Source organism: Amorphoplanes friuliensis DSM 7358, assembly GCF_000494755.1.
Classification (GTDB): domain Bacteria; phylum Actinomycetota; class Actinomycetes; order Mycobacteriales; family Micromonosporaceae; genus Actinoplanes; species Actinoplanes friuliensis.
In genome coordinates this window covers 4,028,634-4,045,786 of record NC_022657.1, presented here as the reverse complement: position 1 = coordinate 4,045,786, position 17,153 = coordinate 4,028,634, and the positions used below count along the sequence as shown (strand labels likewise).

The window sequence follows — 17,153 nt, the reverse complement described above, 5'->3', positions numbered from 1 at the left end:
AGGCAGAGCCACCGCGACAAACCGCTCCGGGCCGACACCCTGGTCGACCAGCCACGACGCCAGCCGGGCGGCCCGGTCGTCCAGCTCCGCGTAAGTCAGGCGGGCGCCGTCGCACTCCACCGCGATCGCCTCGGGAGTCCGGGTGACCTGCTCGGCCAGGAGCTCGACCAGCGACAGGTCCGGGGTCGGCCGGGTGGTGTCGTTCCAGGTGGTGAGGATGCGGTCGGACTCGGCCCGGTCCAGGGTCTGCGCGGCGCCGATCGGTGCCTGCGGGTCGGCCAGGACGGACCGCAGCACGAGCAGGAAACGGTCGGCGATCAGCCCGGCCGAGGCCCGGTCGAACAGGTCGGTGCTGAACTCGAGGACACCGCGCAGGCCCGCGCCGGCCCGGTGGTCGGAGAAGCCGAACGCGAGGTCGAACTTGGCGACCGCGGAGTCGAGGACCTGCTCGGCGGCGGTGAGGCCGGGCAGCCCGGCCAGGCTGTCCAGCGCACCCTGGTGATCGGTGTTGTCGAGGGTCAGCAGCACCTGGAAGAGCGGGTGCCGGGCGAGCGACCGCTGCGGGTTCAGCTCCTCGACCAGGCGCTCGAACGGCAGATCCTGGTGCGCGTACGCCGCCAGGTCGGTCTCGCGGACGCGGGCGAGCAGCTCGGTGAATCCCGGGTTGCCGCTGGTGTCGGTGCGCAGGACCAGGGTGTTGATGAAAACGCCGACGAGGTCGTCGACGGCCTCGTCGGTGCGGCCCGCGATCGGTGTGCCGATCGGGATGTCGGTGCCCGCTCCGAGCCGGGTCAGCAGGGCGGCCAGGGCGGCCTGCAGGACCATGAACGGGCTCGCGCCGGAGCGGCGTGCCACGGCTTTGACCTGCTCGTACAGGTCCGCGGGCACGTCGAAGTCGAGGCGCTCGCCACGGTAGGACGCCACCGCCGGGCGGGAGCGGTCGGTGGGCAGCTCCAGCTGGTCGGGCAGGCCGTCGAGCGTCTGCTTCCAGTGTCCGAGCTGACGGTCGAGCTCGTCGTCGCCGAGGATCTCGCGCTGCCAGAGGCTGTAGTCGGCGTACTGGACGGGCAGCGGCGACCACGACGGCTCGTCGCCCGACACCCGGGCCGCGTACGCGGTGACCAGGTCGCGCGCCAGGGGCACCCGGGACCACGCGTCGCTGACGATGTGGTGCGTCAGGACGAGCAGGACGTTCTCGCGCTCGCCGAGGCTGAACACCTGGGCGCGTACCGGGATCTCGGTGCTGAGGTCGAAGCGGTGACGGACGGCAGCAGCAAGATCCGCCGGCAGCGACGCCGCGTCGGTGGTGACGACCGGCAGGGCGGCCCGCGCCGCCGGGAGCACCACCTGGACGGGACCGTGGGAGTCCTCGGTGAAGACCGTGCGGAGGCTCTCGTGGCGGGCGATCACGTCGTTGAGCGCCGCTTCCATGGCGGGCACGTCGAGCACGCCGGTCAGGCGCAACGCCACCGGGGAGTTGTACGCCGCACCCGGCCCTTCGAACTGGTGCAGGAACCACAGCCGTTGCTGCGCGAACGACACCGGCAGCCGCTCGGGCCGTGGCACGACGGCGGTGATCCGCGCGCGGGCCGGACGACCGGCGTCCAGGGCGGCGGCCAGACCGGCGACGGTCGGCGTCTCGAACAGCTGGCGCACGGTGACGTCGACGTCGAGGACCGACCGGACCCGGGCGGCGAGCCGGGTGGCGAGCAGCGAGTGGCCGCCGAGGGCGAAGAAGTTGTTGTCGATGCCGGCCGACTCCAGGCCCAGCACCTCGGCGAAGAGGCCGCAGAGCAGCTCCTCGCGCGGGTTGCGGGGTGCCCGGCCGGCCGTCGTCGGCCCGTACTCGGGGGCGGGCAGAGCGCGCCGGTCGAGCTTGCCGTTCGGCGTCAGCGGGAACTCGTCCAGGGCGACAAACGCGGCCGGGACCATGTAGTCCGGCAGCGCTTGGGCGACCCGCTCGCGCAGACCGTCGACGCTGCCGCGGACGTAGGCGACCAGGCGCTTGTCGCCCGGCTGGTCCTCGCGCACCAGGACCGCGGCCTGCGTGACGGCCGGGTCGGTGGTGAGAACGGCCTCGATCTCACCGAGCTCGATGCGGAAGCCGCGCACCTTGACCTGTGCGTCGGCACGACCGGCGTAGACCAGGTTGCCGTCGGCATTCCAGCGGGCGCGGTCACCGGTGCGGTAGAGCCGGGTGCCCGCAGCACCGAACGGGTTGGCCACAAAACGTTCCGCGGTCAGGCCCGGACGCTGCCAGTAGCCGCGGGCCAGGACCACACCGGCGACGTAGAGCTCACCGGTGACACCGGGCGGGACGGGACGCAGGCGCTCGTCGAGGACGTAGGCCTGGGTGTTCCAGAACGGCCGTCCGATCGGGACCGGGCCCGGCCCCGGACGGAAACCGGGTGCCATGGTGAAGTCGGTGCAGTTGACGGTCGCCTCGGTCGGCCCGTACGCGTTGACCAGCGCGACGTCCGGATGCGTGTCACGCCACGAGCTGATCACCTCGCCGGTCAGCGCTTCACCACCGGTAACCAGCGTGCCCGACGGCGACACCTCCCCCGGGAGCGCCTCGAGCAGCGCCAGGTGCGACGGCGTCACCTTCATGAACGTCGTCGGCGGAGCCTTCTCGTCGAGGTCACCGAGCACGATGCGGCCACCCGAGACCAGCGGGGTGTAGAGCGCGGTGACCGTCAGGTCGAACGACACCGACGAGTGCACCAGCGCCGACCCGGCGGCGTCCGGGTAGACCTCACGCCCCCGCAGCAGGTACGCACCGACCGACGAGTGCTGCACGACAACACCCTTCGGCCGCCCCGTCGATCCCGAGGTGTAGATGACGTAGACCGGGTGCGCCGGGCCGGCCTGGTTCACCGGGGCCTCGTCGTGATCCCCCGCCGCGGTGAGGACCGCGGCGTCGTCGATCACCAGGACCGGGCGGGCGTCCTCGAGGATGTAGGCGATCCGCTCCGCCGGATAGGCCGGGTCCACGGGCACGTAGGCGGCACCCGACTTGGCCACACCGAGCAGCGTGACGATCAGCTCGGGTGAGCGCGGCAGCACCACACCCACAAAACGTTCGGGTCCGGCGCCCTGGCCGATCAGCCAGCGGGCGACCTGGTTGGAGCGCCGGTCCAGCTCGGCGTAGGACAGGGTGCGGCCGTCGCACTCCACCGCGACGGCGTCCGGCGTCCGCGCGACCTGCTCGGCGAAGAGGTCGGTCAGCGACACCGCGCGGCTGGGCCGGGCGGTGGCGTTCCACTCCCGCAGGACGCGGTCCGCCTCGTCGGCGCCCAGCACGGGGACGTCACCGATGCGGACCGAGGCGTCGGCGGCAACCGTCTCCAGGATCCGCTGCAACCGCTCGACCAGGGCCTGCGCGGAGGCGTGGTCGAACAGGTCGGTGCTGTAGTCCAGGGCGCCGGCCAGGCCGTGGTCCTCGGCGAAGGAGAACGCCAGGTCGAGCTTGACCTGGCCGGTGTCGGCGTCCTCGCGGCGCGCGGTCAGCCCGGCGAAGTGGTCGATCGCGTCGAGGGCCTCGTCCAGGCGGGCGTTGTTGAGGTTGAGCATCGTCTGGAAGAGCGGGTGCCGAGCGAGGGATCGTTCCGGGTTCAGCTCCTCGACCAGACGCTCGAACGGCAGATCCTGATGCGCGTACGCCGCCAGATCCGCCTCGCGGACCCGGGCGATCAGCTCGGCGAACGTCGGGTCACCCGAGGTGTCGGTGCGCAGGACGAGGGTGTTGACGAAGAAGCCGACCAGGTCGTCGAGCGCGTCGTCGGTGCGGCCCGCGATGGGCGTACCGATCGGGATGTCGTCGCCGGCGCCGAGCCGGGTCAGCAGGGTGGCCAGGGCGGCCTGCAGCACCATGAAGAGGCTGGCGCGGTGGTCCCGGGCCAGGGCGGTGAGCCGCCCGTGCAGCTCGGGGTCCACGGTGAACTCGATGCGACCGCCGCGGTGGGACGGGCTGGCCGGGCGGATCCGGTCGGCGGGCAGGTCCAGCTCCTCCGGGACACCGGCGAGGGCCTGCTTCCAGAAGTCGAGCTGGCGGCCCAGCTCGGCCTCGCCCAGCACCTCACGCTGCCAGAGGCTGTAGTCGGCGTACTGGACCGGCAACGGCGGCCACGACGGCTGGTTGCCGGCCGCGCGGGCCGCGTACGCCGTGGCCAGGTCGCGGGCGAGCGGTGCCCGGGACCACGCGTCGCTGACGATGTGGTGGGTGAGCAGCAGCAGGACGTGCTCACCCTCACCGAGGGCGAACAGCACGGCGCGGACCGGGATCTCGGAGGCCAGGTCGAACCGGTGCCGGGACGCGGCGGCCAGCTCGCCCGCGAGGGACTCCTCATCGGTACGAACGACCGGCAGCTCCACCGGTGCCGGCGGCAGCACGATCTGCACCGGACCCGCGCCGTCCTCGGCGAAGATGGTCCGCAGGCTCTCGTGCCGGGCGACGACGTCGGCGAGGGCCGTCCGCATCGCCGCCGCGTCGAGTTCGCCGGTCAAGCGCAACGCCACCGGCGAGTTGTACGCCGCACTCGGACCCTCGAACTGGTGCAGGAACCACAACCGCTGCTGAGCGAACGACACCGGCACCCGCTCGGGGCGCGGGCGGACCGCCACGACGCGCGCCCGGACCCGGTCGGGGTCGGCGGCGTCGAGGGCGTCGGCCAGGCCCGCCACGGTCGGCGTCTCGAACAGCTGCCGCACGCCGACCTCGACGTCCAGGACCGAGCGGATCCGGCTGATCAGGCGCGTGGCGAGCAGCGAGTGGCCGCCGAGGGCGAAGAAGTTGTCGTCGATGCCGGCCGACTCCAGGCCCAGCACCTCGGCGAACAGACCGCAGAGCACCTCCTCGCGCGGGTTGCGCGGGGCCCGCAGGGTCGCCTCCAGGTCGTACGCGGGGGCGGGCAGCGCGCGGCGGTCCAGCTTGCCGTTCGGCGTCAGCGGGAACACGTCGAGGACCACGAACGCGGCCGGGACCATGTAGTCGGGCAGCAATTCGGCGACCCGCTCACGGAGGCCGTCGGCGTTGCCGCGGACGTACGCGACGAGCCGCTTGTCGCCGGGCCGGTCCTCGCGCACCAGGACGGCGGCCTGGGTGACGGCGTCGTCGGCGGCGATCACGGACTCGATCTCGCCGAGCTCGATGCGGTAGCCGCGCAGCTTGACCTGCCCGTCACCGCGGCCGACGAACTCCAGCTGACCGTCGGTGTTCCAGCGCACGACGTCGCCGGTGCGGTACATCCGCGCGCCCGGCCCGTCGAACGGGTTGGCGACGAACCGCTCGGCGGACAGCCCCGGCCGCCGCCAGTACCCGCGGGCCAGCCCGGTCCCGGCGATGTACGCCTCACCGGGCACCCCGGCCGGCACGGGCCGCAGACCGGCGTCGAGGACGTAGACGCGGGTGTTCCAGAACGGGCGTCCGACGGGCACCGGCCCGGCGGGTGCGGGAGTCCCGGCCGCGAGCCGGTACTGGACGCTGTTCACGGTCGCCTCGGTGGCGCCGTACACGTTGAGCAGGTCGGCGCCGGGGTGCCGGGAGCGCCAGCGGTCGGCGGCCTCACCGAGCAGCAGCTCACCACCGAGCATGATCAGCTCGCTGGGCGACACGTCGTCGGGCAGCGCGTCCAGCATGGCCAGGACACTGGGTGTGCCCTTGAGGAAGGTCGGGCGCGGCCCGTCGGCGGCAGCCCGCTCGTCGAGGTCGGCCACGCGAACCAGGCCACCCGCGACCAGCGTGGTGTAGAGCGCGGTGACCGTCAGGTCGAACGAGATCGGCGAGTGCAGCAGCGACGTGCCGGACATCGCCGGGTAGGCCTGCCGCGCCCACTGCAGATAGGCGCCGAGCGACCGGTGCTCGATGACCACACCCTTGGGGCGCCCGGTCGAGCCGGAGGTGTAGATGACGTAGGCGGGGTGCCCGAGCCGGACCGGCGGCAGGTCGGCCGCGGCGGCTCCCGCGGGTTCCAGGTCGTCGACGAGCAGCAGGGGTGCCTCGGCCGGCGGGAGCGCAGCGGCCGAGGCAGCCGTCGTGACGATCAGCGCGGGCTCGGTGTCGGCCAGCATGAAAGCGATGCGGTCGGCGGGGTGGCTCAGGTCGATCGGCAGGTACGCGGCGCCGGTCTTGAGGACGGCGAGCAGCACGACGACCAGCTGGGCGTCGCGGGGCAGGGCGATGCCGACGAACCGTTCCGGTCCGGCGCCGCGCTCCCGCAGCGCCCAGGCCAGCCGGGTGGACCGGGCGTCGAGCTCGGCGTAACTCAGCACGACCGGCCCGGCCTGGACCGCGGCGGCGTCCGGCGTCCGCGCGACCTGCGCGCGGAACAGGTCGAGGAGTGACGCGTCGGGCACGTCGTGGGCCGTGTCGTTCCACTCCCGCAGCACGGTCCGCTGCTCGTCGGCGGTGAGCAGGTCGAGCCGTCCGACCGGGCGGTCCAGCCCGGCGGCGAACTGTGCCAGCACCCGGGCCACGCGCTCGACGATGCGCCGGGCGGCGGGTTCGGCGTACAGGTCGGGGCGGTAGCTCAGGCGCAGCTGGACGGTGTCGCGGGCCGCGGCGATGAGCAGTAGCGGGTAATGGGTGGCCTCACGGTTGTTGCCCGCCGCGACGGTGATGCCGACACCGAGCTCGCTGCCCGCGTCGGCGGCCGGGACGACCGGGTAGTTCTGGAACACCATCGAGGTGTCGAACAGCTCGGTGTGCCCGCTCTCACGCCGGATCTCGGCCAGACCGAGGTGCTCGTGGGCCGTCCGGGCGGCCAGCTCCCCCTGAACCCGGGTGAGCAGCGCACCGGCGGTCTCGGCCGGGTGCAGCCGGATCCGGGTCGGCACGGTGTTGATGAAGAGACCGACCATCGTCTCGACACCGTCCAGCTCGGGCGGGCGGCAGGACACCGTGCTGCCGAAGACGACGTCGTCACGACCGGTGAGCTGCCCCAGGACGATGCCCCAGGCCGCCTGGACCATGGTGTTCAGGGTGACACCGTGCTGCCGGGCGACCGCGGTGAGCCGCTCGGTCTCCGGCGCGGACAGCAGCGTCTCGACCTCAGCACCGGTGACGGCGGTGCGTGCCGCGCCCGGATGGACCAGCGTGGGCTCCTCCAGCCCGGCCAGGGCCGTGCGCCAGGCCTCGCGGGCGGCGTTGTTGTCACGGGCGGCGAGCCAGGTCAGATAGTCCCGGTACGGCCGGACCCGCGGCAGCGCGCCGGCGTCACCACGGGCGGCGTACAGGGCGAGGAGCTCGCCCATGAGCACCGGCAGCGACCAGCCGTCGAGGAGCAGGTGGTGGTTGGTCAGCACGAACCGGCGGCGGCCCGCGCCGAGGTCGACGAGGGTGAAGCGCAGCAGCGGTGGCTTGCTCACGTCGAAACGTTTGACCCGGTCGGCGGCCAGCACCTCCGCGACGGCCTCGTCCTGGGCGGCGCCGGACAGACCCGAGAGGTCCACGTCGGTCCAGGGTGTCGGCACGTCCCGGACGACGAGCTGCGCCCAGTCGCCGCTCTTGCGCTGACGGAACGCCGCCCGCAGGTTCGGGTGGCGGCGCAGCAGGGCGTCGGCCGCCAGCCGCAGGACCCCGGCGTCCAGGGTGCCGTCGATCGTGAACGACACCTGCACCACGTACGGGTCGAGGTCGTCGCCGTCATAGACGCTGTGGAAGAGGAAGCCCTCCTGGAGCGGCGTGAGCGGCAGGATGTCCTCGATCTTGCGGTGGTTACGGCTCACAGCTCGTCCTCTTCCTCGGCGTCGAACTCGTCCTGGAACTCATCCTCGAATGCGTCGATCTCGTCCTGGGTGACGGCCAGCGGCACGTCGGACGGCGTGAGCCCGCCCGCGCCCGGACCGTCGGCGTGGGCGACCAGGGCCTCCAGCGCCTCGAACCACAGACCGGCCAGCTCGTCCACCTGCGCGGTCGTGAGGAGCTCACCGGCCCAGGTCCACATCGCGGTCAGGCTCGGCCCGTCCGCGGTCTCCTCGGTGCGGGCGTTCAGGTCGACGGTGTGGGCCAGGGGCAGGCCGTCCTCCTCGCCCGGCACGGCCTCGAGGCCGAAGACCGGCGTCCAGCCGGCGGACCCGGGCGCCGGGGCGGCGAACCGTCCCAGGTAGTTGAATCCGGCCTGGGGTGCGGCTGTCCCGGCAAAACCGGGGGCGGCGCCCGGGTCGAGGTGGCGGGCCAGCCCGTGACCCAGGCCCTTGTCGGGGATCGCCCGCAGCTGCTCCTTGACCCGCTTGAGCACCGCTCCGGCGGCCGGTCCCCCCGCGAAGGCGTCGGCCAGGTCCACCGGCCCGGCGTCCAGCCGGACCGGGAAGATCGCGGTGAACCAGCCGATCGTGCGGGACAGGTCGGCGCCCGGGACCAGGTGCTCCTCGCGGCCGTGACCCTCGAGGTCGAGCAGCAGCCCGGTCGTCCGGTCACCGCGCCAGCGGGACCAGGCCAGCACGAACGCGGTCAGCAGCACGTCGTTGATCTCGGCGTGGAACAGCGCCGGCACCCGGGTCAGCACCGCCTCGGTGACGACCGGATCCAGGTGCCGGGTGAGCGACCCGGCCGTTCCGTACGTGTCGACGGCCGGATCCAGCGGGCGGGCGCCGAGCAGTGGGTCGCTGTGCCGCAGCACGTCCCGCCACCAGCCGGCCTCGGCGGCCCGCAACGGGTCACCGGCCGCCGCGACGAGCCCGTGAGCCCAGCGGCGCAGGGACGTGCCGACCGGCTGCAACCGCACCTCGGTGCCGGCCTCAGCAGCGCTGTACGCCTCCATCAGGTCGGGCAGCAGCACCCGCCAGGACACGCCGTCCATGACGATGTGGTGCACGAGCACCAGCAGCAGCCCGGCGGTGGACGGGCCCCGGTCGAACCAGACGAGCTGCAGCTGGACGCCGCGAGCCGGGTCGAGGCGGGACCGGGCGGCGTGGCCGTGCTGCCGGACCAGGGTGTTCAGGGCAGGCTCGTCGAGGTCGGTGGCGTCCACCCGCGACACGAGGGTCGTGGCGTCGACGCTGCCCGGCTCGGGCACGGTCAGACTCCACGTGCCCTCGGTGTGCAGGCGGGCCCGGAGCGCATCGTGGCGGTCGACCACGGCCTGCACGGCGGTGGTCAGCGGTGCGACCGCCAGGGTCGCCGGCACCTGCAGGACGATCGACATGTTGAAGGTGTCGACCACGGCGGCCGTGGTGACCCGGTCGGCGAGCCAGTGCATGATCGGGGTCGCCGGGACGTCGCCGTAGGCCTCGCCCGGCGCCTCCGCCGGGGCGGTGCCGACCTCGCGGACGACCGGCGCGAGGGCCTCGACCGTGCGGTGCTCGAACACCTCCCGCACCGACAGCTCCAGACCGGCCCGCCGAGCCCGGCTGACCAACTGGATCGACATGATGCTGTCACCACCCAGGTCGAAGAAACCCTCGTCCACACCGACCTCGGCCACACCCAGCACCTCGGCGAACAACGCCGCCAGGAGCTTTTCCCGGTCGTCGCGCGGACCGCGGCCGGTGCTGCCACCGAACTCCGGTGCGGGCAGGGCGGCCCGGTCGAGCTTGCCGTTCGGCGTCAGTGGCAACACGTCCAGCAACACCACGGCCGCCGGCACGAGATAGCTGGGCAGGTGCTCCTCGAGGTGAGCGCGCAGCCGCCGGCCGCCGTCGGGGCCGAGGTCGTGCTGCGGGTCCGGTACGGCGTACGCGACGAGGCGTGTCCCACCCGGCAGGTCGTCGCGCGGGACGACCACGGCGGTCGTGACGCCGGGATGGGCGGCGAGGACACCCTCGACCTCACCGGGCTCGACCCGGAAGCCGCCGATCTTGACCTGGTGGTCGCCGCGGCCGAGGAACTGCAGCTCCCCGTCGCGGGTCCACCGGACGAGGTCGCCGGTGCGGTACAACCGGTCCCCGGGTGCGCCGAACGGCGAGGCGACAAACCGTTCCGCGGTGCGCCCGGGGCGGTTCAGGTAACCGCGGGCCAGCTGAGCGCCACCGACGTAGAGCTCACCCGGCGCGCCGAGCGGAACGGGTTGCAGACGGGCGTCGAGGACGAACACCGTGGCGTTCCACAGAGGACGGCCGATCGGCGCGGTCGCGGGCCAGGCAGCCGGATCAGCGGGCATCGTCGCGGTGGTGACGGCGTGCGTCTCGGCCGGACCGTAGACGTTGTGCGCCCGGCGGTTGCCGCCGGCCGCCCAGGCCCGCAACTCGTCACCGAGCTGGAACGCCTCGCCGCCCTGGAAGACGTCGGTGAGCGTGCGCAGGTCACTCCCCCGGTCGGCGGCGGCGGCCAGTACGGCGTCGATGACCAGGCGCGGTGCGAACAGCTCGTTGACGGCGTACCGGTCGATCCACGCGGCCAGCTCGTACGCGTCGTGGCGTACGTGCTCGGCCGGCAGGACCAGCGTCTTGCCGGCCACGAGCGCCTGGAGGATCTCCTGGACGGCGAAGTCGAAAGAGACCGCGAGGAACTGCGCCGTCCGGGTGCCGGGGGCGGCCGGGTACGTGCCGGTGTGCCAGGCGAGCAGGTTGGTGAGCGAGCCCATCGGCATGACGACACCCTTGGGCGTACCGGTGGAGCCGGAGGTGTAGACCACGTAGGCCGGGTGGCGGGGGTCGAGCGGGCCCCGCCGGTCGGCGTCGGTGATCGCGGTGCCGGGCTGTCCGGTGACGGCTGCGGCGGTCGCCGGGTCGTCCAGGACGACAGCCCGGGAGGTGCCGTCCAGGCGGGGCGCGATCGCCGTGTCGGTGACCACCGCGACTGCGCCGCAGTCCGCGACGACGGCCCGCAGGCGCTGGTCGGGCACGGCCGGGTCCAGGGTCAGGTAGGCGGCGCCGGTCTTGAGCGCGGCCACCATGGCGACCACCATGCCGGGCGTGCGGGGCAGCGCGATCGCGACGACCTGTTCCGGGCCGGCGCCCAGGCCGATCAGGTGACGGGCGAGCCTGTTCGCGGCGGCGTCGAGCTCCCCGTAGGTCAGCTCCGCGCTGTCCGCCAGGACCGCAAGCTCGCCGGGCCGGGCCGCCGCCTGCCGCGCCAGCCGGTCCGGGACCAGATCGGCCGCAACCGGGTGTGGTGCGCGGTTCCAGTGCCGCAGGACGCGGTCACGGTCGGCGTCGTCCAGCACGTCGACCCGGGAGACGGGGACGTCCGGGTCGGCGGTGACACCCGCGCAGACGCGCAGCAGCGTGGCCAGCATCGCCTCGGCGGTGCTGCGGTCGTACAGGTCGGTGCTGTACTCGAGCGCGGCGGTCAGGCTCTGCGGGGTGCCGTCCGGGGCGTACGCCTCGTCGAAGAAGAACGACAGATCGAACTTGGCGCGGCCGGTCTCCGGTGCGCCGGCCTCGACGGCCAGCCCGGGCAGGCGCAGCGCCGACAGCGCCTCGGTGTTGTCGTCGAAGCCGAGCAGCACCTGGAAGAGCGGGTGCCGGGCCAGCGAGCGGGCCGGGCTCAGGACGTCGACGAGACGCTCGAACGGGACGTCCTGGTGGGCGTACGCGCCGAGGTTGGTCTCCCGCACCCGGGCCACGAGGTCGCGGAAGCTCGGCTCGCCGCTGACGTCGTTGCGCAGCACCAGGGTGTTGACGAAGAAGCCGACGAGGTCCTCGAGGGCGGCGTCGGTGCGCCCGGCGATCGGCATGCCGATGGGCACGTCGGTGCCCGCGCCGAGCCGGCTCAGGGTGGTGGCCAGCGCCGCCTGGACGACCATGACCAGGCTGGACCGCGTCTCGCGGGCGAGCTCCCGCAGCGCGCGGTGAAGCTCGGCGGGGACCCCACGGCTCACGCGGTCGCCGCGGTACGATTGCCGCGGCGGCCGCGGGCGGTCGGTGGGCAGCTGCAGTTCCCCGGGCAGGCCGGCCAGGGTCTCCCGCCAGTAGCCGAGCTGGCGCCCGAACTCGCTGCCCGGGTTGTCCTCGGCGCCGAGCATCGTGCGCTGCCACAGGGTGTAGTCGGCGTACTGGACGGGCAGCGGGGCCCACGCGGGGGCCGATCCGGCGGCACGGGCGGCGTACGCGGTGGTGAGGTCCCGGGCGAGCGGGCCCATCGACTGGCCGTCACCGGCGATGTGGTGCAGGACCACCAGCAGCACGTGCTCGCCGGTGCCCTCGAAGAGCGTGACGCGCACCGGCAGCTCCCGGCCGAGGTCGAACGGCTCGGCCGCCGCCTCCCGGACGGCCTCCTCGCGACCGGCGGACGGCAGAGCACGGACGATCAGCTCGGGCCGGGCCCGCTCCCCGGGCAGGACCACCTGGTACGACCCCGACTCGTCCTGGGCGAACACCGTACGCAGGCTCTCGTGCCGCAGCACCAGGTCGGACAGGGCCGCCGTGAGCGCCGAGCGGTCGAGGTCACCGGTGAGCCGCAGCGCCACCGGGATGTTGTAGGTGGCACTCGGGCCCTCGAGGTGGTGCAGGAACCAGAGCCGCTGCTGGGCGTAGGACAGGGGGAGCCGCGCCGGGCGGGCCGCCGTCTCGATCGCGGGACGGGTGGCCGTGCTCAGGTGCGGCAGCAGCCCGGTGACGGTCGGGTGCGCAAAGAGCGTGCGGATCGAGACCTCCGCGCCGAGTTCGGCGCGGATCCGGCTGAGCAGGCGCACCGCCGACAGCGAGTGCCCGCCCCGGGCGAAGAAGTCGTCGTCGACGCCGATCGCGTCCGTGTCGAGGGTCTCGGCGAACAGCGTGCACAGGATCTGCTCCTGCGGCGTCCGCGGGGCCCGCGACCGCACCGCCGGCACCACGACCGGCTCGGCAGGAGTGAGACCCGGCCGCGTTCCCAGAGCAGGAACGTCCACCTCGGACAGACGTTGCCGTGCGTCGGCCGCGACCGAGGTGAGCACGGCGGCGAACCCGTCCGTGAGCGCCCGGACGGTGGCCGGGTCGAAGAGTCCGGCGGCGGCGTCGAGATCGACGCGGACACCCGCGGGCCGGCCGTCGGGGGTGAACCGCTCGGTCAGCTCCAGGTTGAGGTCGAACATCGCGTCGGCGCCCGGCACCGGCAGCATCCGGACGGCAACACCGGGCAGGTCGGTCACCTCGGCGACCACGGTGGCCGGATCGGCATGGTGCAGCGTCAGGCAGACCTGGAAGAGCGGGTGCCGGGCCAGCGACCGCGGCGGGTTCAGCTCCTCGACCAGCCGCTCGAAGGGGACGTCCTGGTGGGCGTAGGCGGAGAGGCTGGTCTCCCGCACCCGGCCGAGCAGCTCACCGAAGGTCGGGTCGCCGGTCGTGTCGGCCCGGATCACCAGGGTGTTGGCGAAGAAGCCGACCAGGTCCTCGACCGCGGCGTCGCTGCGCCCGGCGATCGGCGTGCCGAGCGGGATGTCCTCCCCCGCCCCGAGCCGGGTGAGGAGGGCGGCGAGGGCGGACTGCACGACCATGAACAGGCTGGCACCGTGCTCACGTGCGACCGCGTGCAGCGACTCGTGCAGCTCGGCGGGCAGGTCGGCCGAGGCCCGCTCGGCGTGCGCGGGCATGTCGTCGTGACGGGCCCGGTCGACGGGCAGGGCCAGCTCGGCGGGGAGACCGGCCAGGTTCTGCCGCCAGTAGCCGAGCTGTTCACCCTCGGTGTCGAGGACCTCGTGCTGCCAGAGGGTGTAGTCCGCGTACTGGACGGGCAGCGCCGGCCAGGACGGCTCGCCGCCGGTGAGCCGGGCCCGGTAGGCCGCGGCGAGGTCACGGGCGAGGGGCCGCATCGACCAGCCGTCACCGGTGATGTGGTGCAGCACGAGCAGCAGCACGTGGTCCTGCGGGCCGAGGACGAAGAGCCGGGCGCGGATCGCCGGTTCACCGGCCAGGTCGAAGGGCTGCGCGGCCTCGGCGGCGAGCCGGTCCGGCAGGGCGGCCTCGTCCAGCTCGGCGACCGGCAGCGGCACCGGCGCCTGCTCCGGCGTGAGGATCACCTGGTGGAAGCCCTCGTCGTCCGCGGCGAACACCGTCCGCAGGCTCTCGTGCCGGACGACCAGATCGTTGAGCGCCGCGGCCAGCGCGGTGCGGTCCAGCGGTCCGGTCAGCCGCAGCGCGCCCGGTGCGTGGTAGGCGGTGCTGTCCTGCTCCAGGAGATCGAGGAACCGCAGCCGCTGCTGGGCGAACGACAGCGGCACCCGGCCGGGCCGGGGCCGTGCGGTGATCGGGGACCGCCCGGCCCCGGCCCTGTCCAGGCCCGCGGCCAGACCGGCGACGGTCGGGCTGCGGAAGACCTGGCCGATGGTCAGCTCGGCGCCGAACACCGACCGGACCCGGCTGACGAGCCGGGTCGCGAGCAGGGAGTGCCCGCCCAGGGCGAAGAAGTCGTCGTCCGCGCCGACCCTCGGCACACCGAGGGTCTCGGCGAACAACCCGGCCAGGATCTCCTGACGCGGCGAGGCGGGCGCGCGGCCGGCGACCGGCGCCTGCTGCGGGGGTACGGGCAACGCGCGCCGGTCGACCTTGCCGTTCGCCGTCCAGGGCAGCTCGTCCAGCCCGACGATCGCGGACGGCACCATGTACGCCGGCAGCCGCGCCGCCAGGTGAGCGGTCAGCGCCGAGGGATCGACCGTCCCGTCCGCCGCCACGACATATGCGACGAGCCGCTGGTCGCCGGGCCGGTCCTCGCGCACGACGACGGCGCAGCGGGCCACCTGATCGGCGCTCGCGAGCACCGCCTCGATCTCACCGGGCTCGACCCGGTAGCCGCGGATCTTCACCTGGTCGTCGATGCGGCCGAGGTATTCGAGGTTGCCGTCGGCCCGCAGGCGGGCCAGGTCGCCGGAGCGGTACATGCGGGCGCCGGGGCCGGCGTAGGGGTCGGCGACAAAACGCTGCCCGGTCAGGCCGGGACGGTTGACGTACCCCCGGGCCAGGCCGGTGCCGCCGATGTAGAGCTCCCCGGTGGCGCCGGCCGGCACCGGCTGCAGCGCCGGGTCGAGCACGTACAACCGGTTGCCGGGCAGCGGACGGCCGATCGGCACCGCACCCGCCGGTGTGTCGTCGCCGGGCTCGAGCAGGTAGTCGGCGCAGTTGACGGTGGTCTCCGTCGGCCCGTAGTCGTTGAAGACGGCGGCCTGCGGGTGCCGCGCACGCCAGGGTGCGAGCGCCTCACCGAGCAGTTGCTCGCCACCGAGGACCAGGGCGCCGGTCGGTGAGGCGTTGTCGCCCGGGCCCTCCAGCAGCGCGAGGTGGCTCGGGGTGGCCTTGACGAAGGCGGGCGGCCGGCCGTCGTTCGGAAGGTCGGCGACGTCCACGCAGCCACCGGCCACCAGGGGTGTGAACAGCACCGTGACGGTCAGGTCGAAGGAGATCGAGGAGTGCAGCAGGGCTGTGCCGGCCGCCTGCGGATAGCGGTCGCGGCAGGTGGTGAGGAACTCCCCCAGCGCCCGGTGGTCGATGAGCACACCCTTGGGCCGGCCCGTCGACCCGGACGTGTAGATCACGTACGCGGGATGCTGGGGCAGCAGGGGCGTCCGGCGCTCGGCATCCGTGACGGGTGTGCCGGGCAGACCCGCCGACGCGGCGAGCACGGCGGTGTCGTCGACCAGCAGCACCGGGCGCGCGTCGTCGAGCACGGCGGCGATCCGGTCCGGCGGGTACGACGCGTCGATCGGCAGGTACCCGGCACCGGCCTTGAGGACGCCGAGCAGCACCACCATGAGGTCGGCCGAGCGGGGCAGGTGGACGCCGACCAGCCGCTCGGGCCCGGCGCCGCGCCCGATCAGGTAGCGGGCGAAGCGGTTGGCGCGTTCGTCGAGCTCGGCATAGGTGAGGGCGGTGCCCGCCTGCCGGACCGCTACCGCGTCCGGCGTCCGCGCGACCTGCTCGGCGAAGAGCTCGGGCAGGTAGTGGCCGGTGTGCAGCGGCGCGGTCTCGTTCCAGGTGTGCAGGAGGTGGTGGCGTTCGGTGCCGTCGAGGAGATCGACCGCGCCGATGCGGGTCGCCGGGTCGTCGCCCAGGGCCGTCAGCAACCGGACGAGCCGCGTCTGGTGCGCCTCGACGGCGGCCGCGTCGTAGAGGGCGGGGTCGGCGTCGAACTCGAGGCGGACGCCTGTTGCGGGCGTACCATAGAAGTTGATCTTGAGGTCCTGGACCGGGCCGGTCGCGAGCGGGTGCGGCACCGCGGTGAGCTCACCGAGGGCGAGGTCCCCGCCGAAGCCCATGACGTTGACCGTCGGACCCCAGAACGCGCGCTCGCCGGTCAGGCCGAGCTCCTGGAAGAGCTGCTCGCCGCGGAACCGCTGGTGCCGCAGGACGTCCGCGAGCCGCCGCGCGGCCTGCCCGGCGAGCTCGGCAAACGTGTCGCGGGAGGACACCGTGAGCCGGATCGGCAGCACGTTGACCAGCGCGCCCGGGGTGGTCAGCGACGTGCGCCCGCGGCGACCGGCGAGGGGCAGGGCGAAGACGATGTCCTCGCGGCCGGTCAGCCGGTGGTAGTAGGCGGCGACCGCGGCGATCACGGCTGCGGGCCAGGTGCTGCCCACGGCACCGGCGGCCGCCGCGAATCGGGTCGCTGTCTCGGGCGTGAGCGCACGGATGCGGCGCAGCTGCGTCGGCACCGCGCCGGCGCTACGCCCGGCGAGCCCCGCCGGTTCGGGACGGTCCGCGAAGGTGTTCAGCCAGTAGTCGCGGTCGGCGGCGTAGCGGCGGGTGGACGGGTCGACGGCCGCGTCCGCGTGCACCTCGTCGAGGGTCGTGAACACCCGTGGCGGCGGCGCCTGCCCGGCGGCGAGGGCGGCGTAGACCTCGGCGACGCGGGAGGCATAGACGGACTGCCCGAAGCCGTCGAGCACCGCGTGGTGGTAACCGTGGAACCAGAGCCGCCGGTCCGCCCCGAGCAGCAGCACGGCCTGGCGGCTCAGCGGTCCCCGGCCGAGCGGACGGACACCGGCCATCGCGGCCCGCATCCAGCTCTGCGCGGCCTCCTGCGGGTCGGCCTCCGCGCTCAGGTCGACGACCTCCAGGGGTTCGGGCTCGGCCGGGCCGACCAGCTGCCACAACTCGTCGTCGATGGTCTCGAACCGCGACCGCAGCGCCTCGGTCTCGGCGACCGCGTGCCGGACGGCCCGGTCGAGCAGGACGGGGTCCGCCGCACCGATCTCGTAGTAACAGCCGCAGTTGTAGAGAGGACTGTCCGGCAGCACCTGCTGCGCGACCCAGATGCCCAGCTGGGCGGCGGAGACGGGACGACGATCGACCGATACGTCGGTCAT

Annotated in this window: 2 protein-coding genes (1 of these 2 only partly in view); both read right to left on the bottom strand. The window is 73.7% G+C overall.

The features are described from left to right. A protein-coding gene (locus tag AFR_RS18690) for a non-ribosomal peptide synthase/polyketide synthase (protein ID WP_023362360.1) crosses the window boundary here: on the bottom strand, positions 1-7,725 show its 5' portion. The gene continues 12,261 nt to the left of window position 1, outside the view; only the first 7,725 of its 19,986 coding nucleotides appear in the window; it begins with the start codon at positions 7,723-7,725; its stop codon lies beyond the left edge, outside the window. Then, positions 7,722-17,153, bottom strand: a complete 9,432-nt coding sequence (locus tag AFR_RS18685) for a non-ribosomal peptide synthetase (protein ID WP_023362359.1) — start codon at positions 17,151-17,153, stop codon at positions 7,722-7,724. The genes AFR_RS18690 and AFR_RS18685 overlap by 4 nt, the downstream gene beginning before the upstream one ends.